The organism is Pseudomonas sp. ASL7, assembly GCF_056680375.1.
Genome location: NZ_CM155279.1, coordinates 4184714 through 4204304 on the forward strand (window position 1 = coordinate 4184714; position 19591 = coordinate 4204304).

18 protein-coding genes are annotated in these 19591 nt (G+C 59.6%); 1 reads left to right on the top strand and 17 read right to left on the bottom strand.

What is annotated here, in order from left to right:
• Positions 1-7: 7 nt before the first annotated feature.
• The 14 genes from AC1MDT_RS19425 to AC1MDT_RS19490 all read right to left on the bottom strand — a co-directional run bounded on the left by AC1MDT_RS19425 (position 8) and on the right by AC1MDT_RS19490 (position 15885).
• Positions 8-709, bottom strand: coding sequence for a lipoate--protein ligase family protein (locus tag AC1MDT_RS19425; RefSeq protein ID WP_480418521.1), 702 nt, complete (start codon positions 707-709; stop codon positions 8-10).
• Between the two features lie 116 nt (positions 710-825).
• Positions 826-1662, bottom strand: a complete 837-nt coding sequence (gene trpC / locus AC1MDT_RS19430) for an indole-3-glycerol phosphate synthase TrpC (RefSeq protein ID WP_480418522.1) — start codon at positions 1660-1662, stop codon at positions 826-828.
• Positions 1659-2708 carry an anthranilate phosphoribosyltransferase gene (gene trpD / locus AC1MDT_RS19435; RefSeq protein WP_480418523.1) on the bottom strand — a complete coding sequence of 350 codons (1050 nt, stop codon included), beginning with the start codon at positions 2706-2708 and terminating at the stop codon, positions 1659-1661. The genes trpC and trpD overlap by 4 nt, the downstream gene beginning before the upstream one ends.
• A 9-nt stretch (positions 2709-2717) precedes the next feature.
• Positions 2718-3311, bottom strand: a complete 594-nt coding sequence (locus tag AC1MDT_RS19440) for an aminodeoxychorismate/anthranilate synthase component II (protein WP_201116032.1) — start codon at positions 3309-3311, stop codon at positions 2718-2720.
• A gap of 113 nt (positions 3312-3424) precedes the next feature.
• Entirely contained in the window at positions 3425-4906 is a 1482-nt protein-coding gene (gene trpE / locus AC1MDT_RS19445) for an anthranilate synthase component I (protein ID WP_480418524.1), read from the bottom strand.
• Between the two features lie 71 nt (positions 4907-4977).
• Positions 4978-5796, bottom strand: a complete 819-nt coding sequence (locus tag AC1MDT_RS19450) for a phosphoglycolate phosphatase (RefSeq protein WP_480418525.1) — start codon at positions 5794-5796, stop codon at positions 4978-4980.
• Positions 5793-6467 carry a ribulose-phosphate 3-epimerase gene (gene rpe, locus AC1MDT_RS19455; RefSeq protein WP_480418526.1) on the bottom strand — a complete coding sequence of 225 codons (675 nt, stop codon included), beginning with the start codon at positions 6465-6467 and terminating at the stop codon, positions 5793-5795. Before rpe ends, AC1MDT_RS19450 begins: the two co-directional genes overlap by 4 nt.
• Positions 6468-6547: 80 nt before the next feature.
• Positions 6548-7696, bottom strand: a complete 1149-nt coding sequence (locus tag AC1MDT_RS19460) for an iron-containing alcohol dehydrogenase (protein WP_480418527.1) — start codon at positions 7694-7696, stop codon at positions 6548-6550.
• A 221-nt stretch (positions 7697-7917) separates the two neighbouring features.
• Positions 7918-8742 carry an ABC transporter permease gene (locus tag AC1MDT_RS19465; RefSeq protein WP_480418528.1) on the bottom strand — a complete coding sequence of 275 codons (825 nt, stop codon included), beginning with the start codon at positions 8740-8742 and terminating at the stop codon, positions 7918-7920.
• Positions 8743-8754: 12 nt separating this feature from the next.
• The gene (locus tag AC1MDT_RS19470) at positions 8755-10002 is read right to left on the bottom strand and encodes an ABC transporter permease (RefSeq protein ID WP_201116027.1); all 1248 of its coding nucleotides are present in this window, start codon (positions 10000-10002) and stop codon (positions 8755-8757) included.
• Positions 10003-10175: 173 nt separating this feature from the next.
• Entirely contained in the window at positions 10176-11219 is a 1044-nt protein-coding gene (locus AC1MDT_RS19475) for an ABC transporter substrate-binding protein (RefSeq protein ID WP_480418529.1), read from the bottom strand.
• A 43-nt stretch (positions 11220-11262) separates the two neighbouring features.
• Complete coding sequence (locus AC1MDT_RS19480) at positions 11263-12387, bottom strand: ABC transporter ATP-binding protein (RefSeq protein WP_201116025.1); 1125 nt, start codon at positions 12385-12387, stop codon at positions 11263-11265.
• A gap of 343 nt (positions 12388-12730) precedes the next feature.
• Positions 12731-13360, bottom strand: coding sequence for a response regulator (locus tag AC1MDT_RS19485; RefSeq protein WP_201116024.1), 630 nt, complete (start codon positions 13358-13360; stop codon positions 12731-12733).
• Positions 13361-13488: 128 nt separating this feature from the next.
• Entirely contained in the window at positions 13489-15885 is a 2397-nt protein-coding gene (locus AC1MDT_RS19490; protein WP_480418530.1) for a PAS domain-containing sensor histidine kinase, read from the bottom strand.
• A 73-nt stretch (positions 15886-15958) separates the two neighbouring features.
• Between AC1MDT_RS19490 and AC1MDT_RS19495 the strand changes: the two genes are divergently transcribed.
• Positions 15959-16951 (top strand): alpha/beta hydrolase family protein, encoded by a 993-nt coding sequence (locus tag AC1MDT_RS19495; RefSeq protein ID WP_480418531.1) that lies wholly within the window; start codon positions 15959-15961, stop codon positions 16949-16951.
• Between the two features lie 116 nt (positions 16952-17067).
• On the opposite strand, the gene AC1MDT_RS19500 is transcribed toward AC1MDT_RS19495, so the two are convergent.
• The 3 genes from AC1MDT_RS19500 to AC1MDT_RS19510 are packed head-to-tail and all read right to left on the bottom strand — an operon-like array spanning position 17068 to position 19524.
• Positions 17068-17835 carry a DnaJ domain-containing protein gene (locus AC1MDT_RS19500; RefSeq protein ID WP_480418532.1) on the bottom strand — a complete coding sequence of 256 codons (768 nt, stop codon included), beginning with the start codon at positions 17833-17835 and terminating at the stop codon, positions 17068-17070.
• 1 nt (position 17836) lies between these two features.
• Positions 17837-18508 carry an N-acetylmuramate alpha-1-phosphate uridylyltransferase MurU gene (gene murU, locus AC1MDT_RS19505; protein ID WP_480418533.1) on the bottom strand — a complete coding sequence of 224 codons (672 nt, stop codon included), beginning with the start codon at positions 18506-18508 and terminating at the stop codon, positions 17837-17839.
• Positions 18505-19524: an aminoglycoside phosphotransferase family protein gene (locus AC1MDT_RS19510; protein WP_480418534.1), complete on the bottom strand. Its 1020-nt coding sequence runs from the start codon at positions 19522-19524 to the stop codon at positions 18505-18507. The genes murU and AC1MDT_RS19510 overlap by 4 nt, the downstream gene beginning before the upstream one ends.
• Positions 19525-19591: the final 67 nt, after the last annotated feature.

The following is a 19591-nucleotide window of genomic DNA, read 5'->3' on the forward strand; positions in this document are numbered from 1 at the left end:
TCGAAAACTACGCCCCGAACATGTCCGCCAGCAATTGGCGATAGAGCGCGTCGAGGCGGCCCAGTGCGTCAGGCGCGGCAAATTTTTCATGCAGGGCGATGTGGCTCTCGGCGCGAACACGCTGCTCCAGTCCGCAGGCCTCATTGAAACGATTGACTGCCGCAACCATCGATTCGCGTTCGTTATCCAGCAACAAAGCACCGTGCACCAACCCGACCGGGCGCGAACCACCCTTGCTCTGACGCCAGCGCTGAGCAGTGCCCACCATCTTGCGCCCGTCGAGGTTGACGTTGAAACGGCCATCGCAGAATGCGCCATCCACCTCACCCAACGAGGAAACACCGCCCAGCTCATCCAGCAGCTGACAAATCGGATCACAGAGCCGCCGATAAGCGGTTTCGATCCGATTCTGATCCCCCTCGCTACGCGGTGGTGCGTAAACCAGTGCGATGTTGATCGTCGAGGTCGATTGCGGCACCGGCTCACCGCCGGTTTCGCGCAGCAGCACTGGCCAGCCCGCTGCTGCCGACACCTCACAGGCCGCCTCGAAGCCGGGCAGGCGATTCAACCGTCGCGGCATGACTAATGCCCGATCGCTGGGTTGCCAGAACAGCAGACCAAACTCTGAGTCGCCGGTGCAAACGGATGCCAATAGATCCTGTTCGGCGAGCAGGCCGGCTTCGACGGTCAATAAAGTAGATGAGGCCATAAGGTATTCCGTAGGACATGAAGTCTGTGGTGCTTCTTATGCCGCCTTCGCGAGCAGGCTCGCTCCCACAGTAGTTCGCGATCAACTGTGGGAGCGAGCCTGCTCGCGAAGCTGTTTCAGTCGAGTGTCGAGCCGCTCACCGCAGTCCCACGCTCTGGAAAGAACAAGCGCTGCAGTTCAGTACCCGGACTTTCGGCGCGCATGAATGCCTCGCCGACCAGGAACGAATACACATCGCTGATTTCCATCAACTCGACATCGGCCCGATTAAGAATGCCGCTTTCCGTGATCACCAAACGATCACGAGGGATACGCGGTAACAGATCAAGCGTAGTTTCCAGGCTGACGTCGAAGGTGTGCAGGTTGCGGTTGTTCACGCCGACCAACGGAGTGTCGAGGGTTTTCAAGGCCCGCTCCAGCTCGTCGCCATCGTGAACTTCCACCAGCACGTCGAGGCCGACGCTTTTTGCAACGGCGGCCAGCTCGGCCATTTTCACGTCATCCAGTGCGGAGACGATCAACAGCACGCAGTCCGCACCCAGGGCACGGGCTTCGACGATCTGATACGGATCGATCATGAAATCCTTGCGAATCACCGGCAGTTTGCACGCCGCGCGAGCCTGTTGGAGATACACATCCGCACCCTGGAAGAAATCGATATCGGTGAGCACCGACAGGCACGTCGCGCCGCCCTTCTCGTAGCTCTTGGCGATGTCGGCAGGCACGAAGTTCGCGCGAATCACGCCTTTGCTCGGCGAAGCTTTCTTGATTTCAGCAATGACCGCAGGCTGCTTGAGCTTGGCCTGAGCCAACAGTGCCTTGGCAAACCCACGGGGCGCATCAGCCGCCTTGGCCAGACTTTCCAGCTCCGCCAGCGTTACACGGGCGCTACGCTCGGCAACTTCCTGGACTTTGCGCGCCAGAATGTTTTCCAGAACCGTCGGTACACTCATCCCTCATTCTCCACTTTGAATACCGCGGTAAATGCACCCAACTCCTCAAGTTTTTCCCGAGCGAGGCCTGTGTGCAGCGCATCGTGCGCCAGGGCAACGCCTTCCTTCAAACTGGTGGCATGGTCGGCAGCGTACAGCGCGGCCCCGGCATTGAGCACGATCATCTCGGCAGCTTTCTGACCGTTCTCGGTCTTGCGCTTGCCCAAGGCATCGCGGATCAACTCAAGGGAGGCCGCCGGGCTTTCCACCGCCAGGCCGTGCAGGCTCTGGCTCTTCATGCCCAAGTCTTCCGGTTCGACCCAATACTCGGTGACCTGGTCATTCTTCAACTCCGCGACAAACGTCGGCGCCGCCAGACTGAACTCGTCCAGGCCATCTTTCGAATGCACGACGAGCACGTGTTTGCTGCCCAGGCGCTGCAAGACTTCGGCCAATGGCCGGCACAGCGCCTGATTGAACACACCCACCACCTGATGTTTAACACCGGCCGGATTCGTAAGCGGGCCGAGCATGTTGAACAGGGTGCGCAGGCCAAGCTCCCGACGCGGGCCGGCAGCGTACTTCATGGCACTGTGATGGGTCTGGGCAAACATGAAGCCGATACCGACGTTATCGATGCAACGTGCTACCTGAATCGGGGTCAGGTTGAGGTAGATACCGGCTGCCTCCAGCAAGTCGGCACTGCCGCTCTTACCTGAAACGGCGCGGTTACCATGCTTGGCGACGGTGCAACCGGCCGCTGCGACGACGAAAGACGAAGCGGTCGACACGTTGAAAATGTTCGCACCATCACCGCCAGTGCCGACCACATCGACGACGCCGTCGAGGGTCTTGAGTTCGACTTTGTCCGCCAGCTCACGCATGACCGACACGGCGCCGACGATTTCGTCGATGCTTTCGCTCTTCATGCGCATGGCCATCATGAATGCGCCGATCTGCGCATCCGTGCATTGCCCGGTCATGATTTCGCGCATCACATCGCGCATTTCATCGGTGCTGAGGTCGAGCTGATCGACGATACGGCTCAGGGCTGTCTTGATATTCATGGAACGTCCTTAGCGCGTGCCGCCGGTTTGTTTGAGGAAGTTGGCGAACAGTTCGTGCCCCTGCTCGGTCAGGATCGACTCAGGGTGAAACTGCACACCCTCGATGTTCAGCGTCTTATGACGCAGCCCCATGATCTCGTCGACCGAACCGTCTTCGAGCTGGGTCCAGGCGGTGAGCTCCAGGCAATCCGGCAGGGTTTCGCGCTTGACGATCAGCGAGTGATAACGGGTGACCGTCAGCGGGTGATTCAGACCTTCGAAGACACCTTTGTCCTCGTGGAACACCGGGCTGGTCTTGCCGTGCATGACCTGACGGGCACGGACCACATCGCCGCCAAAGGCCTGGCCAATGGACTGGTGGCCAAGGCACACGCCCAGAATCGGCAGTTTGCCGGCGAAATACTTGATCGCTTCGATTGAAATGCCGGCTTCGGTCGGGGTGCAAGGACCAGGAGAGACGACGATCCGCTCAGGGTTGAGGGCTTCGATTTCAGCAATGGTGAGCTCATCGTTGCGCACGACTTTGACCTGGGAGCCGAGCTCACCAAGGTACTGCACAACGTTGTAGGTAAAGGAGTCGTAGTTATCGATCATCAGCAACATGGCTTAAAACCTCTTGAATTCACTGACTTTAAATACAGCTTTCGAATGAGTGACCCGCAGCGTCCAGCGCTTTGTCAGGCAAAGCGGCATGTCATACGGGTCGCGTTCATCGGTCAGCTTTGCGGAGTTTGTTCAGCCAGAGCCACCGCGCGGAACATTGCGCGACGCTTGTTCAGGGTTTCTTCCCATTCCAGCGCCGGCACCGAGTCGGCGACGATGCCGCCACCGGCCTGCACATGCAGTTCGCCGTTCTTGATCACGGCAGTACGAATGGCGATGGCGGTGTCCATGTTGCCGTTCCAGGCGAAATAACCGACCGCGCCACCGTAGACACCACGCTTGACCGGTTCCAGTTCGTCGATGATTTCCATCGCGCGGATCTTCGGCGCACCGGACAAGGTGCCCGCCGGCAGAATCGCCCGCAGTGCGTCCATCGCCGTCAACCCCGCCTTCAATTGGCCCGTGACGTTGGACACGATGTGCATCACGTTGGAGTAACGCTCGATGACCATTTTCTCGGTGAGTTTCACCGAACCGATTTCCGAGACCCGACCCGTGTCATTACGGCCCAGGTCGATCAGCATCAAATGCTCGGCGATTTCCTTGTCGTCGGACAGCAGGTCTTTTTCCAGCGCCAAGTCAGCTTCTTCATTGGCTCCGCGTGGGCGAGTGCCGGCAATCGGGCGCACGGTAATCAGGTTGTCTTCGACCCGCACCAATACTTCTGGCGAACTGCCGACGACATGGAAGTCACCGAAGTTGAAGAAGTACATGTAAGGCGTCGGGTTGAAACAACGCAGCGCCCGGTACAGATCGATGGGCGCCGCCTTGAAGTCGATCGACATGCGCTGGGACGGCACGACTTGCATGCAGTCGCCAGCCAGGATGTATTCCTTGATAGTGTCGACGGCTTTTTCGTAATCGTCCTGGGTGAAACTGGAGCGGAACACCGGATCGGCCGATTGCTGCTTGCTGAAGTCCAGGCCACGGCGTGGCGTGATCGGCTGGCGGAGTTTTTCCAGCAGCTCTTCCAGGCGCGCCTGACCTTGCTCAAAGGCGTCGTCCTGCGACGGGTCGGCCAGAACGATTGCGTGCATTTTGCCGGCGAGGTTGTCGAAGACCACCACCGCGTCGGAAACCATCAGCAGAATGTCCGGCACGCCCAGCGGATCCGGGTTCGGGCACTTGCCCAGACGCTTCTCCACATAGCGCACGCAGTCATAACCGAAGTAGCCCACCAGGCCGCCGTTAAAGCGCGGCAGGCCGGCAATGGTCGGGACGTTGTAACGGGCTTTGAACGCTTCGACGAAAGCCAGCGGATCTTCAGCTTCGTGGCTTTCGATCTCGATGCCGTCGTGGGTCACGCTCACATGGTGATCATGAACGCGCAACACGGTACGGCACGGCAGGCCGATGATCGAATAACGGCCCCATTTTTCCCCGCCCTGAACGGATTCGAGCAGATAGGAGTTAGGCTCGTCGGCCAGTTTCAGGTAGATCGACAGCGGCGTGTCGAAGTCGGCCAGGGTTTCGCAGGCAAGCGGAATGCGGTTGTAGCCGGCAGCGGCCAAACGCAGGAATTCTTCACGGATCATGGGGTAGCCTCGTGGCTTGAGGGTCTAACAGTCAGGTATGCAAACGCGCCGGTATGCCGGCCAGGAACAAGTCAGGCGCGCCAACGCCAGCGGGCCAGGGCCTTGATGACTTTCATCCAGAGTTTGCGAGTGACCACCACGATGGAGTTTCCAGGAGGGGATTGAACAGCGTCGGCCAACGTTATCTCAGCGGCCGGATCCAGGCAACCGGGAATTAGCTTGCGTAAATCGTCGATCACCAGCGCTGGCGACTCTTCGGCAATCGGTCGGCCGTGGTTATAGCCGTAACTGAGCGCCACGCATTTGACCCCCGCCGCTTTCGCCGCCTGCACGTCGCTGCGCGAATCGCCGACGAACAACGATTGCGAAGCCGGGATGTTGGCCATTTTCATCACGAAAAACAGCGCGGCCGGATCGGGCTTTTGCTGTGGCAAGGTGTCGCCACCAATGATCCATTTGAAGTAACGGCCGATTTTCATCTGATCCAGCAGCGGTGCGACAAAGCGCTCCGGCTTATTGGTGATCAGGGCCATTTCCACGCCTTGTTTGTTCAGCCATTTGAGGGTGTCACGTACGCCGGGGTAAACCACCGTCAGCTCGTGACCGTCCTCGTAAAAGCCGTTGAACAACGTCAGGGCATGCTCGGCCTCAACCTCATCGACACCCTCGGCGTCGATATGGTTGGCCAACGCCCGGCGCACCAGCATGTGCACGCCATTACCCACCCAGTCACGCACCGATTCGATGCCGACCGGTTTACGCCCGAGTTTGAGCAGCATGTTATCCACCGCCGCTGCCAGGTCGGGGACCGAATCGATCAGCGTGCCATCCAGATCGAACATCACCAGCCGCGGCAGGCGCCCCGGAAACAACTGCTCAAAGCCACTCATGGACGAGCCAGCGCCAGTTCGCAACGCATCTTCTCGATCACTTCCTGGTAGTTCGGTGCATTGAAGATTGCCGAGCCGGCCACGAAGGTATCAGCGCCAGCCGCAGCGATTTCACGAATGTTGTTCACGTTCACACCGCCATCGATTTCCAGGCGAATGTCACGGCCGGACGCATCGATCAGCGCACGCGCTTCACGCAGCTTGTCGAGGGTGCCGGGGATGAACTTCTGCCCGCCGAAGCCAGGGTTGACGCTCATCAACAGGATCATGTCGACCTTGTCCATCACGTACTTGAGCACGTCCAGCGGGGTCGCCGGGTTGAACACCAGACCCGACTTGCAGCCGCCTTCGCGGATCAGTTGCAGCGAACGGTCAACGTGCTGCGTAGCTTCGGGGTGGAAAGTGATGTAGGTCGCGCCGGCTTCGATAAAGTCACCGACGATGCGATCCACCGGGCTGACCATCAGGTGTGCATCGATAGGCGCGGTTACGCCATATTTACGCAGCGCGGCGCAGACCATCGGGCCGATGGTCAGGTTTGGCACGTAGTGATTATCCATGACATCGAAGTGCACGAAGTCGGCGCCGGCGGCCAGGACGTTGTCCACTTCTTCACCCAGGCGGGCGAAGTCGGCGGAGAGAATCGACGGAGCAATGACGAAGGGCTGCATGACGCACCTTTTTTGAGCAGAATCACGATGGCGCGCATTGTATACCTCATGCTTTGGCCCGCGCACTGTGGCCGCGATGATCAGTAGGCCGCTCGGTAGATCTTCTCGATATCAATCGCGCTCAATTTGCGCGGATTGTTGCGCATCAGGCGCTCGATCCCCGCGGCCTCCAAGGCCATCGCCGGAATCGCGTCCTCGGGAATGCCGAAACTGCGCAGGCCCGGCGGGATTTCCACCGCTGCGCACAACGCGGTCATTGCCTCGACGGCTTTGTCGGCCGCTTCGTTAGCGCTCAGATGAGCGGTCTGCACCCCCATGGCTTCGGCAATATCCTGCATGCGCTCGACACAGGCCATCTTGTTCCAGGTCATGACATACGGCAGCAACAAGGCGTTGCTGACGCCATGGGCGATGTTGAACCGCCCGCCGAGCGGGTACGCCAGCGCATGCACCGCCCCGACCCCGGCATTGCCGAACGCCATGCCGGCCATCAGGCTGGCGGTGGCCATGTCTTCGCGGGCTTGCAGGTTCGATGGGTTGGCGTAGGCCTTGGGCAGCGCCTTGGTGAGCAACTTGATAGCGCCGATGGCCAGGGCGTCAGTGATCGGCGAGGCATTGACGGAGAGGTAGGATTCGATGGCATGCACCAGCGCATCGACGCCACTGGCGGCGGTGACACTGCGCGGACACGTCAGGGTCATTTGCGGACTGACCAGCGCCACGTCCGGCAACAGATAGTCGCTGATGATGCCTTTCTTCAACTGCGCGACCTTGTCGGAGAGGATCGCGACGTTGGTCACTTCCGAGCCGGTGCCCGCGGTGGTCGGGATGGCGATCAGCGGCGGACCTTTGCGAGGGACCTGATCGATACCGAACAAATCTTCCAGCGCGCCGTGGTAACCGGCATAGGCCGCCACGCTTTTGGCGATATCGATGGCACTGCCGCCGCCCAGGCCAATCAACCCGTCATGCCCGCCTTCGCGGTAGACCCGCATGCAGTCTTCGACGATGGCGATTTCCGGGTCTGGCAGCACACGGTCGAATATTTCATAGGTTCGGTCGCCCAACTGCGCCAGCGCCAGCTCGACTGTGCCGGACTTGACCAGTGCGGCATCGGTGACGATCAGCGGGTTGTCGATGTCCAGACGCGTCAGCTCAGCGGCCAATTGTTCGATGGCACCTGCGCCGGTGATCAGTTTGTGAGCGATTTTGAAAGAGGAAAGACTCATGTGCGCAGCCTCTTATCGATGGGGGAGCTGGGCACAAGATTAGCTGGGGATTGGGGTTTGTCTGCTATTCAGCCAATGAATGACCGAACATCTCAACTACCACACAAAACAACTGTGGGAGCGAGCCTGCTCGCGAAAGCGGATGGACATTCAACGTTGATGTCGACTGACTCTCCGCCTTCGCGAGCAGGCTCGCTCCCACAATGGGTCGGTGTGGGGCTTCAGACCTGAGCGGTGCGCAGTTTTTCGCTGCGCCCGCGCAGCCATTCCAGGGTCAGCAGCAGGATCACCGAGAAGGCAATCAGCAGGGTCGCCGCGGCGGCGATGGTCGGGCTGAGGTTTTCGCGGATGCCGCTGAACATCTGCCGCGGCAAGGTCGCTTGTTCGGGACCTGCGAGAAACAGCGTCACCACCACCTCATCGAACGAGGTCGCGAACGCAAACAACGCCCCCGAAATCACACCCGGCGCAATCAGCGGCAAGGTCACCCGACGGAACGCGGTCAGCGGCGAAGCACCGAGGCTGGCAGCGGCGCGCACCAGGTTTTGGTTGAACCCCTGCAACGTCGCTGACACGGTGATGATTACAAACGGCACACCCAACACCGCATGCACCACGATCAGCGAGATAAAGCTGTTGCCAAACCCCAGCGGAGCAAAGAACAGATAACTGGCCACACCGATGATCACCACCGGCACCACCATCGGCGAAATCACCAGCGCCATCACGAGCGCTTTGCCCGGGAAGTTGCCACGCGTCAGACCAATCGCCGCCAGCGTACCGAACAGCATTGCCAGTACCGTTGCCGCCGGGGCAACGATGATGCTGTTCCTCAACGAACGCATCCACTCGGCGGAGGCAAAGAAGTCCTGATACCAGTGCAACGAAAAGCCTTGCAGCGGGTACACCAGGAAGCTGCCCGAGTTGAACGACAGCGGAATGATCACCAGCACCGGCAAAATCAGGAACAACAAAATCAGGCCGCAGAGGATCCGCAAGCTGTAGAACCACACCCGCTCGATGGGCGACATATAAGGACTCAGCATTTCATTCTCCCCTTAGCTCAGGCGCAGGCGACTGGCGCCGACCAGCCAGTTGTAAATCAGATAAAGCACCACGGTCGCCAACAGCAGCAGCCCACCGAGTGCGGTCGCCATGCCCCAGTTGATGCTGGTGTTGGTGTAGAAGGCGACGAAGTAACTGACCATCTGATCGTTCGGGCTGCCCAGCAATGCCGGGGTGATGTAGTAGCCGATGGCGAGAATGAACACCAACAGGCAACCGGCGCCGACACCGGCGTAGGTTTGCGGGAAGTACACCCGCCAGAAGCTGGCGAACGGGTGGCAACCAAGGGAAATCGCCGCACGCATGTAGGTCGGCGAGATGCCTTTCATTACGCTGTAGATCGGCAGAATCATGAACGGCAGCAGGATGTGCACCATGGAGATGTAAACCCCGGTGCGGTTGAACACCAGCTCCAGCGGCTTATCGATGATGCCCATGGCCATCAGGCCACTGTTTATTAGCCCGCCTGATTGCAGCAGCACGATCCACGCCGCAACTCGCACCAGGATCGAAGTCCAGAATGGCAGCAGCACCAGAATCATCAGCAAGTTGCTTTGGCGCGATGGCAGGTTCGCCAGCAGATAAGCCAACGGGTAAGCCAGCAACAGGCAGATCACGGTGATGATCAGGCCCATCCAGAACGTGCGGGCGAAGATGTCGAGGTAGATCGCCTGATCGGGCGTGGCCGGGGCGATTTCACCAAGATCGTCGATCCGATGATCGACCGCCGCCAGCAAGTAGTAAGGCGTGATGCTGCTGGTGTTGCGGCGCACCGCTTGCCAATAGGCCGGGTCACCCCAGCGCTCGTCGAGCCCTTCCAGCGCTTCTTTATAGGAGGCCGGTTCAGTGGCGAACGGCAAGGCGCGGGCGGTTTTGGTCAGCAGACTGCGATAGCCGGCCAACTCCATGTTCAAGCGCTTGGACAGGTCGCCCAGGCTTTGATTCTTGCGGGCTTCAGCGAGGTCTTCGCTGGCCGCTTTATACACCGGTTCAGCGGGCAGGCCTCGGCCGTCCCAACTGGCGATAGCCGTCACAGTGCGCGGCATGCCGCCGACCACTTCCGGGTTACCGACACTTTTGTAGAGCAGCGCCACGATTGGCACCAGGAACACCAGCAACAGAAACAGCACCAACGGCGCGATCAAGGCTTGAGCCTTCCAGCGGTTGATCCGCTCGGCGTGCTTGAGCCGCTGCTTCAAGGTGGGGTCAGTGCCCGCGTTCAGGGGAACGGCGATAGCCATGGCGTACTCCGGAAATCTTTGATCGTTACAGAGGCGGCGAACCGCCTCTGTTGTGTTGGAACACCGCAACTTGTGGGAGCGAGCCTGCTCGCGAAGAGGGCATCACATTCAACATCTTTGTTGATTGACCCATCGCTTTCGCGAGCAGGCTCGCTCCCCACATTGGACTGTGGTTATTTTGCTGCCCAGGAATTGAAACGCTGTTCCAGTTGCTCGCCGTTATCAGCCCAGAAGCTGACGTCGATCTGCACCTGGTTGGCGATGTTTTCCGGGGTGGTCGGCATGTCCTTCAGGACATCCTTGGACAGCAATGGTACGGCCTGGATATTGGCAGGGCCGTAGGCGATGTTTTCCGAGTAGGTCTTTTGCTGTTGTGGCGCCACCGAGAAAGCGATGAATTTCTTCGCCGCTTCAGAGCGTGTCTTGTCCAGACCTTTAGGAATGGCCCATGCGTCGAAGTCGTAGATACCGCCGTTCCACACGACTTTCAGGTTGCTTTCTTTCTGCACGGCAGCAATCCGGCCGTTGTAGGCCGAGCTCATGACCACGTCACCGGAGGCGAGGTATTGCGGCGGCTGTGCGCCGGCTTCCCACCACTGGATGCTTGGCTTGAGCTCATCAAGTTTCTTGAATGCGCGATCCTGACCATCCTTGCTCGCCAGAACCTTGTAGACGTCTTTGGGCGCAACGCCGTCAGCCATCAGTGCAAATTCCAGGGTGTACTTGGCGCCTTTACGCAGGCCGCGCTTGCCCGGGAATTTCTTGGTGTCCCAGAAATCCACCCAACTGGTCGGTGCGGATTTCAGCTTGTCGGCGTTGTAGGCCAACACGGTCGACCACACGAAGAAGCCCACGCCGCAAGGCTGGATGGCGCCTTTGACATAATCTTCGGATTTGCCGAACAGCGCAGGGTCGAGTTGTTCGAACATGTCTTCGTCGCAACCACGAGACAGCTCAGGCGATTCAACCTCCACCAGGTCCCAGGACACGCTCTTGGTGTCGACCATGGCTTTGACCTTGGCCATTTCGCCGTTGTACTCGCCCGCCACGATCTTGCCGTTACCCGCCGCTTCCCACGGTGCGTAGAAGGCTTTGGCCTGCGCCGCCTTGTTCGCTCCGCCAAAGGACACCACGGTCAGGTCCGGGCCCGCCGCCATTGCGTGTGCCGCGCCGATCATGCCCATGACCAAAGCGGTGAATTTCAGGGATCTCAACATTTATTGTTCTCTCCACGTGCAGGGTTGGTGTAGCAGGGGGCGATCAGTTCGCCTCTAAAAGTGGGTCGAGCGCGCGAACGTGTTCGACCTGCCAGCCAAGCGGTACCACGTCGCCGACGGCGAGCGCGGGATCAAGCTCGGCAATCGGTTGTTTCACAAAGAAGTCAGTCTTGCCGCAGACCTCCAGGCGAACCCGGACGTGGTCGCCCAGATAGATGAATTCCGCCACCCTCCCGGAGAAGCGGTTGACGCAGGACTCGCTGGAGCCGTTGAGGCTCACGCGCTCCGGTCGAATCGATAGCGTGACGGGTTCGCCGGTCTTGCCGACGTTGACTGCCAGGGCTTCAACCTTCTCACCGCGACCGAGCTCGACGATGCAGCGATCACCGGTCTGACTGTGCAAGCGACCGTTGAGGCGGTTGTTCTCGCCGATGAAGTTGGCGACGAAGGTGTTTTTCGGCTCTTCGTAGAGCGTACGAGGCGGCGCGATCTGCTGGATTTCACCCTGATGAAAAACGGCAACCCGGTCGGACATGGTCAGGGCTTCGCCCTGGTCGTGGGTCACGTAGACCACCGTCACGCCCAGTCGCTGGTGCAGATGCTTGATCTCCATCTGCATGTGTTCGCGCAATTGTTTGTCGAGTGCACCGAGGGGTTCGTCCATCAGCACCAGTTGTGGTTCGAACACCAGGGCGCGGGCCAGAGCCACACGCTGCTGCTGACCACCGGACAATTGGCCCGGATAACGCTGGGCGAAGGTGTCGAGCTGAACCATGCTCAGAACACGTTTGACCCGGTCACTGACGTCGCTCTTGTTCAATCCGCGCACGGTCAGCGGGAACGCAAGGTTCTCGGCGACCGTCATGTGCGGGAACAAGGCGTAGTTCTGGAACACCATGCCAATGTCACGCTTGTGCGGCGGCACGTTGTTGATGGAGCGCCCGGCCAGCTGGATTTCGCCTGCGGTCGGTGTTTCGAAACCGGCGAGCATCATCAGACTGGTGGTCTTGCCGGAGCCGGACGGCCCGAGCAAGGTGAGAAATTCGCCTTTGCGAATTTCCAGGTTGAGGTCTTTGACGATCAGGTTCTCGCCGTCGTAGCTTTTTTGCACTCCACGAAAGCTAACCAGAATGTCACTGGCCCCTACGTTTGAATCGACCTGGCTCATACCCACACCTTTGTTGTTGATGACTGCTGTGGACTAAGCCTAGTGGACGCGAGGGAGCACGCAAATCGGGGCGCAGGAGAGAATGGCCTCAGCCATATGGAAGGTTGGGGGTAGGGATTGCCCTACAAGGATGGCGGGATTGGATAGGGGCAGTGGTGAGCTTGAAGCTACAGGCCACAAGAACGGGCAAAAGCAGTGTTGTAGGCATGTCGCAAATGGACATGCCATGGAAAACCGGTGGGAGCGAGCCTGCTCGCGAAAGCGTTGGATCAGGCAAAGACATGTCGATTGATGCACCGCATTCGCGAGCAGGCTCGCTCCCACAAGGGTAGATCGGTGAACTTTAGAGCAGTTTGTGTTCCATCGCGTACTTCACCAGTTCCGCCAGGGAGGTGATGTTGAGTTTTTGCATCAACCGCGCCTTGTGGGTACTGATGGTCTTACTGCTCAAGGCCAGTTGCTGGGCGATGTCGTTGACGTTGGCGCCCTGGGCCAGGCGTTCGAATACCGAGAATTCACGCTCCGAGAGCGACGAATGCAGCGGCCGCGAATCGGTCAGGCCGACTTCGAAAACCATGCGATCGGCCAGGTCCGGGTCGATGTAACGCCCGCCCGCAGCCACTTTGCGGATCGCGGTCAGCAGCAGCGCCGGGTCGCTGTCCTTGGTCGCATAACCGGCAGCGCCGACTTTCAACGCGCGCGCGGCCATCTGCGCTTCGTCGTGCATCGACAGCACCAGGATCGCTGGCGGATTGTTCAACGCGCGAATCCGCGGAATAGCCTCCAGGCCATTGACCCCGGGCATGGAGATGTCCAGCAACACCACTTCGCAGGGCACATGACGCAGCGTCTCAAGCAACTGCTCGCCATTGCTTGCCTCCCCCACCACCAGCAAGTCCTTGGCCAGACCAATCAACTGCTTGATGCCTTCGCGAACGATGGTGTGGTCTTCGGCTACCAGTACACGGATCACAGACTTCTCCAGATTCAAGATCTATCGCGAGCAAGCTCGCTCCTACAGTGATTGAGGTGTGTCAGAGATTTGTGCCCCTGCCCAAAACCCCTGCTCGCGAAGGCATAAGTACAGTCAACACATGCTCATCAGGCCACATCCAACGGCACTCGCACACTCAGCGTCGTGCCTTCACCCGGCTCGCTTTCAAGCGACAACTGACCGCCCATGATCAGTACCCGCTCGCGCATGCCCACAACCCCAAAGGATGTTGGCCGGCCAGTGCTGGCGACAAATCCTACGCCGTCATCGCTGACGGTCAGGCACAACTCGTTGCCTTCCAGTACCAGGGTCAGTTCAACAGTATGCGCCTGAGCATGGCGCATGACATTGGTCAGCGCTTCCTGAAGGATCCGGAACAAGCCAATCGCCTTGGCATCGCTGAGTGCCGGTAAATTGTCCGGCACCTGCACCAGGCACGGTATCTGCGTGCGCGCCTCGAAACGACGGGCTTGCCATTCAATGGCCGAAGCGATCCCGGCGTCGAGAATGGGTGGGCGCAAAGCCGTGGCCACGTCGCGCACCAGCTGAAACAGCTGAGCGATCAGGCGCTTCATGCTGTTCAGGCGCTCGTTCAGACCGGGGTCGAGCTGAGCGTAGGCCAGTTCGCACATCGACGTTTCCAGCTTCAGCACGGTCAACATTTGACCGAGTTCGTCGTGAACTTCCCGGGCAATTCGGGCCTTTTCCTCTTCCCGGACGCTCTCCAAATGAGCCGACAACTCACGCAACTGTTCCCGGGAGCTGGCCAGTTCCAGTTCGATGCGCTTGCTCTCGCTGATGTCCCAGACGATACCGTCCCAGACATAGGTGCCGTCCTCAAGCCGGCGAGTGATGGCTTTGATTTCCGCCCAGCGTTGCTCGCCCGAACGGGTGAGAATCCGTCCCTGCCAGGACCAGTCACTGTCGGTATCCAGCGCATGGTCCTGCGTTTGGTGATAACTGGCCTTGTCATCTGGATGCACCAGGCTGCGCAGGCCTTTGTCGCGATGGGCCAGGGTGGCCGGCGAATACCCCGACAGGCTCTCGCTGCCTTCACTGATGTAGGCAAAATCGATTTGCCCTGTCACCGGCGCCCGCTCCAGTCGAAAGACCAATCCTGGAACGTTGGCAGCGATCCCTTGCAGCCGCGCTTCGCTTTCCTGCAACGCGGCCAATGCGCGACGACGCTCGGTGACGTCATTGAGGTAAACCACCAGGTATTCGCCACCGCGAAATCGCAAGAAGCTCAACGAAACATCCGTTGGCAGGATGCTGCCGTCCGCACGCACACAGTTGGTTTCGAAACTTGGCGGGCCGTCATCGCTGGCACGGGCGCGCTTCCACAGGTTCAACCAGCGGTCCATATGCAGACCAGGTTCGAAGTCGATCAGTGGCCGGTCGATGATCCCTCCCGCCGAATAACCCAGCATGGTTTCCGCCGCACGGTTGGCGTAACGCACATGGCTGTCCCAGTTGACCCAGAGGATGCCGACGGTACTTTGATCGATGGAAAATTGGGTAAGGCGTAACGCTTCTTCGCTGGCCGCACGCAGGGCAATGTCCGCCCGCGCCGCCAGCAGTCGTTGCTCCAGACTGTGCTGCTGCCGACGCTGCCAGATGACGATGGCCATGCTGCTCAACACCAACACCACCATTAGTAGACAAAGGTTTTTCCAAAAAACCGGGGAATCGGTGAGCCTTGGATATTTGGGTTGCAGCCATTGGCTATGCAATTGCTCCAGTTCCTTGGCCGGGATGGCTCGCAGGGCGTTTGCGATGATGCCCGCGAGTTCTGGCCAGTCCCGGCGAGTGGCAACGCGCAGCAGTTGCGGCAGGCCAATATCGCCGACCACCACCAGCTCGGAAAACTCGGGCTCGATGGAAAGCCGCCCCAACTGCGCCTCATCGACCACGGCATAACTGGCCTGCTGACTGAGCAGCAGCTGCAAGGCTTGGCGCTCGCTGGGTACGCCTTGAAGGTTCAGGCGCGGATAAGTGCTGCGCAGGTAGTCGGCGGTGGTACTGGGCATGCGCACGGCGACACGGGTCTGGCTGTCGAGTTTTTCCAGCTCTACCGCGCCGGTGCTTTTCTGATCACTGACCACCAGATGCGGCACCCGCATATACGGGTCGGAAAACTGCCACAAGCGCAGACCACCGGGGGTTTGGGTCAGTCCCGGCGCGATGTCGATTTCACCCTCGCGCGCAGCGGCTTCCAATTGTGCGAGGTCGGGGTAATTGCGCCAACTCAGTTCGACCTTAAGCGCCTTGGCCAGCCATTTCATCAGCTCAACGTTGACCCCGGACAGGCGCTGTAAACGGCGATCGTACTGGGCGTAAGGCGCTTGCAACACCAGCCCGACCCGCAACTCATCATGTTGCGCCAGCCATTGCTGCTGGTCGGCGGACAATTGCGCGACATGCGCCGGTGACGCGCCAGCCGCCCAGCCCATCAAGGGAAACCACAAACAGCCGATAACCCACAGGCAGCGAAAACGCATCATTGAAGTCTCACACACTGACAAATACTGACCAACCCATTAGGCTGCCGGAATAACTTCTGGCCTGGAATATCCGATGCCCCCTGTCTACCGCCTGGCACTGCCAGCATTGTGTCTGTCGCTGATCCTGCCTTGCGCCTTTTCCGTCGAGGCGGCCGTCCCGACACCGGCCACTGTGGAAAAAACCGCAGAAGAAAAGCCAGCCGAACGCCAGCCGCTGCTTGAGCGTAGTCAGGAAGAAGCGAGCGCACTTGAGCGAAAAATCCCCGTTCAGGAACAGCAACCCTTACAAGCGGGCGCCGACACATTCCTCGCCTTGTGGAAACCGGCCAACACCGCCGACCCCAAAGGCGTGGTGATTATCATCCCTGGCGCCGGCGAAACCGCTGACTGGCCGCAAGCAATCGGTCCTTTGCGCCGCCAATTACCAGACATCAAGTGGAGCAGCCTGAGTATCACCTTGCCGGACCTGCAAAGCGATGCCATTTCGCCACGCGTCGTCGAAGTGGCACCCGCCCCCAAAGCCGCGAGCACCGGCAGCAAGGATTCGACCACCGCAGCCCCCATCGAGCAAGCTGCCGGCGGTGAAGCGGATGTGGCGGACAAAGCGATCGCCGCAACCACCGAGGAACAGGCCAAGGCCGATGCCGAGCGAATTTTTGCTCGCATTGATGCGGCCATTGCCTTCGCCGAACAGCAGAGTGCTCACAGCATTGTCGTATTGGGTCATGGCACCGGTGCTTACTGGGCCGCGCGGTATTTGAGCGAGAAGCAACCATCGCAAGTGGAAAAGTTCGTGATGGTTGCGGCGCAGACGCCGGTGACAGCACTGCCCGCGCTGGCGGAACTGACACCGACATTAAGACTGCCGACCGCCGACCTCTTCTACATGGACAGACCGCTGGATCGCAACGCGGCGCTGGAACGCCTGCAAGCCAGCAAGCGCTTGAAGACGTCAGCGTTCAGCCAGGTATCTCTGAAGGCATTGCCGGGTGATGCCAAGGCAGAGCAAGAACAACTGGTTCGCCGGGTGCGTGGTTGGTTGAATCCTCAACCTGCGGGGAACTGATAGACCGCGTCGCCCTCATCGCGAGCAGGCTCGCTCCCACAGTTGGAAATGCATCCCCCTTGTGGGAGCGAGCCTGCTCGCGAAGGCGGCTTCACTGGCAACACTAATCATTGCCGCTATCGAAAATTCCGTCGATCACGAATCAGCTTATAGGCGTTATGCAGTTCGCGCGTCTTATCGGTAGCCTCGCGAACCTGCAACGCCGTCGCACCGCTGCCGGCAATTTTATCCGGGTGATGACGACTCAGCAGGCGCCGATAGGCACGCTTGATCTGCGCAGGCTCTGTGGTGGCTGACACGCCCAAAAGCCGCAAGGCATCCTGATAGGTCGGCGCGTTGCCAACCAATGAGCGCTTCTGCGGTTCGTAGTCCGTCGCCAGTGCTTGTACTTGATGTCGCGTCCAACCCAGCCATTTCCCCCATTGCGCGATCAGTTCAAGCTCAATGCTCCCCGCACGACCATCCGCCCACACCATCCGCCAGCAGGCGCGCAAAACGCCTTCAGCCGCAAAAGGCTGAGCACTTAACCGCCGCAGATAACCGCGCAGCCGATCTTTTCCCGACTTGCCGCGATTGAACGCGGCAATCGCCCGGCGCTGCGCATGTTCATTCATTTCCAGCGAGTGCATTTCCTGACGGGCCTGCTGAATATGGCCATCCACTACCGGTCCATCGCACTTGGCTAGCCGCCCCAGCAACACGAACAACAGTTCATCGTTGCGTAGCACTGGGGGACCGCCGAGCCTTTCACGCAAATGCCCCCAGCTCTGCAGGCGCAGATGCCGATCCAGCGCGTGCCCCAGTAATGCGCCGAGCATGGCCCCCGGAATGCTGGCTATCGCAAAGCCTGCTCCGGCTCCAATCAGAGTCCCTGGCCACAGCATGTCAGCGACTCGCTTCTATCAGAGTTTCAACTTCAGCGAGACGCTCGTGAGTGCCGACATCCACCCAATGCCCGTTCAGGTGCTCGCCCGTCACTTGCCCCTGCGCCATCGCCGTACGCAACAGGGGCGCCAACTTGAACGCTCCGGCAGCACACCCTTCAAACAGGTGCGGATGAAGGACGGCAATACCGCTGTAGGTCAGGTTGGAGGTGTCCGGCTGACCGTCGTGGACCCGCCCGTCGACGAGACTGAAATCGCCAGTCGGGTGGTGAGCCGGGTTGTCCGCCAACACCAGATGAGCCAGTCCGGCGATCGGCTGGCGCAATACGCTGAAATCGTAGTCGGTCCAGATGTCACCGTTGACCACCATGAAGGCGTTGTCACCCAGCAACGGTAACGCGCGGAAAATGCCGCCACCGGTTTCCAGCGGCTCACCTTCCGGCGAATACTGAATGCTCACGCCATAGCGCGAACCATCACCCAAATAGTCTTCGATTTGCTGGCCGAGCCAGGCATGGTTGATCACGATCTCGGTAAAGCCGCAAGCGGCCAGCGCGCGCAGGTGATACTCGATCAGCGGCACACCGCCTGCGCGAACCAGCGGTTTTGGTGTCGTCAGGGTCAACGGGCGCATGCGCTCACCTTTCCCCGCCGCCAGAATCATTGCCTTCATGCATTCGCTCCAGCGCGCAAACTCAGTAGCAACACATCCAGTCCCGCCAACTCGGGACGACGGGCGACCACCGCATCTATATAAGTAAAGAACCGCGGTACGTCGGCCAGGTAGCGCGGCTTGCCGTCACGATGACAGATGCGAGCGAAGATGCCGATCACTTTCAGGTGGCGCTGCACGCCCATCAAGTCGCTGGCGCGCAGGAAATCCTCAAAGTCGGACTGCACCGGAATGCCTAGCGTGCCCGCTTGCTGCCAATAGTCCTCCAGCCAGCCGCGTACTCGTTCTTCGGGCCAGCTGAGGAAAGCGTCCTTGAACAGGCAAGTTACATCGTAGGTCACGGGGCCATAGACCGCATCCTGGAAATCCAGCACGCCGGGATTCGGCTCGCTGAGCATCAGGTTGCGCGGCATGTAATCGCGATGCACCAGCACTTTCGGCTGGGCCAGGGCACTCTCGATCAGCACGTCGGTGACCTGCTGCCAGAGCATCTGCTGAGCGGAATCGAACTCGATGCCCAGCTCACGTTTCACGTACCACTGCGGAAACAATTCCAGCTCGCGACGCAGCAACGCCACGTCATAACCTGGCAGCGGTGCAACCATCGGCAATTGCTGAAAAGCCAGCAGCGCTTGCAGAGCATCCTTGAACAAATCGTCGGCGTTTTCGCGATCGATCACGTCCAGGTAAGTCTTGTTGCCCAAGTCATTGAGCAAAAGAAAACCACGCTCGAGGTCTTCGGCATAGATTTTCGGCACATTAATTCCGGATTTCGCTAGCAAAAAGGCGATATCCACGAAGGGTTTGCAGTTTTCCTGGGGCGGAGGCGCGTCCATCACGATGAAGCTTTTGCCCTCGCCTTCCCAGCGGAAATAGCGTCGGAAACTCGCATCGCTACTGGCCGCCGTCAACGTGGCCGGGGGGACGGAACCCCAGCCCTGCTCTGCATAGAGAATTGCCAACTGCTCATCGAGCCAAACTTTCAGGTGTTGCAAACGTACATCTTGGTCAGGCATTGCAAGGGTCTCCGACGGCGCTAGCCGTCAAGCGGGTCATGCTTTATTATCCAGCATCTTTTTCAGA

Bases quoted from the DNA above. Each gene is read 5' to 3' on its own strand.
- AC1MDT_RS19500 (WP_480418532.1), bottom strand. From the start codon at position 17,835: ATGCTGTGGCCAGGGACTCTGATTGGAGCCGGAGCAGGCTTTGCGATA.
- AC1MDT_RS19470 (WP_201116027.1), bottom strand. From the start codon at position 10,002: ATGGCTATCGCCGTTCCCCTGAACGCGGGCACTGACCCCACCTTGAAG.
- AC1MDT_RS19425 (WP_480418521.1), bottom strand. From the start codon at position 709: ATGGCCTCATCTACTTTATTGACCGTCGAAGCCGGCCTGCTCGCCGAA.
- AC1MDT_RS19465 (WP_480418528.1), bottom strand. From the start codon at position 8,742: ATGCTGAGTCCTTATATGTCGCCCATCGAGCGGGTGTGGTTCTACAGC.
- AC1MDT_RS19490 (WP_480418530.1), bottom strand. From the start codon at position 15,885: ATGATGCGTTTTCGCTGCCTGTGGGTTATCGGCTGTTTGTGGTTTCCC.
- AC1MDT_RS19495 (WP_480418531.1), top strand. From the start codon at position 15,959: ATGCCCCCTGTCTACCGCCTGGCACTGCCAGCATTGTGTCTGTCGCTG.
- AC1MDT_RS19450 (WP_480418525.1), bottom strand. From the start codon at position 5,796: ATGAGTGGCTTTGAGCAGTTGTTTCCGGGGCGCCTGCCGCGGCTGGTG.
- trpE (WP_480418524.1), bottom strand. From the start codon at position 4,906: ATGATCCGTGAAGAATTCCTGCGTTTGGCCGCTGCCGGCTACAACCGC.
- AC1MDT_RS19480 (WP_201116025.1), bottom strand. From the start codon at position 12,387: ATGAGCCAGGTCGATTCAAACGTAGGGGCCAGTGACATTCTGGTTAGC.
- AC1MDT_RS19475 (WP_480418529.1), bottom strand. From the start codon at position 11,219: ATGTTGAGATCCCTGAAATTCACCGCTTTGGTCATGGGCATGATCGGC.
- murU (WP_480418533.1), bottom strand. From the start codon at position 18,508: ATGAAGGCAATGATTCTGGCGGCGGGGAAAGGTGAGCGCATGCGCCCG.
- AC1MDT_RS19460 (WP_480418527.1), bottom strand. From the start codon at position 7,696: ATGAGTCTTTCCTCTTTCAAAATCGCTCACAAACTGATCACCGGCGCA.
- rpe (WP_480418526.1), bottom strand. From the start codon at position 6,467: ATGCAGCCCTTCGTCATTGCTCCGTCGATTCTCTCCGCCGACTTCGCC.
- AC1MDT_RS19510 (WP_480418534.1), bottom strand. From the start codon at position 19,524: ATGCCTGACCAAGATGTACGTTTGCAACACCTGAAAGTTTGGCTCGAT.
- trpD (WP_480418523.1), bottom strand. From the start codon at position 2,708: ATGAATATCAAGACAGCCCTGAGCCGTATCGTCGATCAGCTCGACCTC.
- trpC (WP_480418522.1), bottom strand. From the start codon at position 1,662: ATGAGTGTACCGACGGTTCTGGAAAACATTCTGGCGCGCAAAGTCCAG.
- AC1MDT_RS19440 (WP_201116032.1), bottom strand. From the start codon at position 3,311: ATGTTGCTGATGATCGATAACTACGACTCCTTTACCTACAACGTTGTG.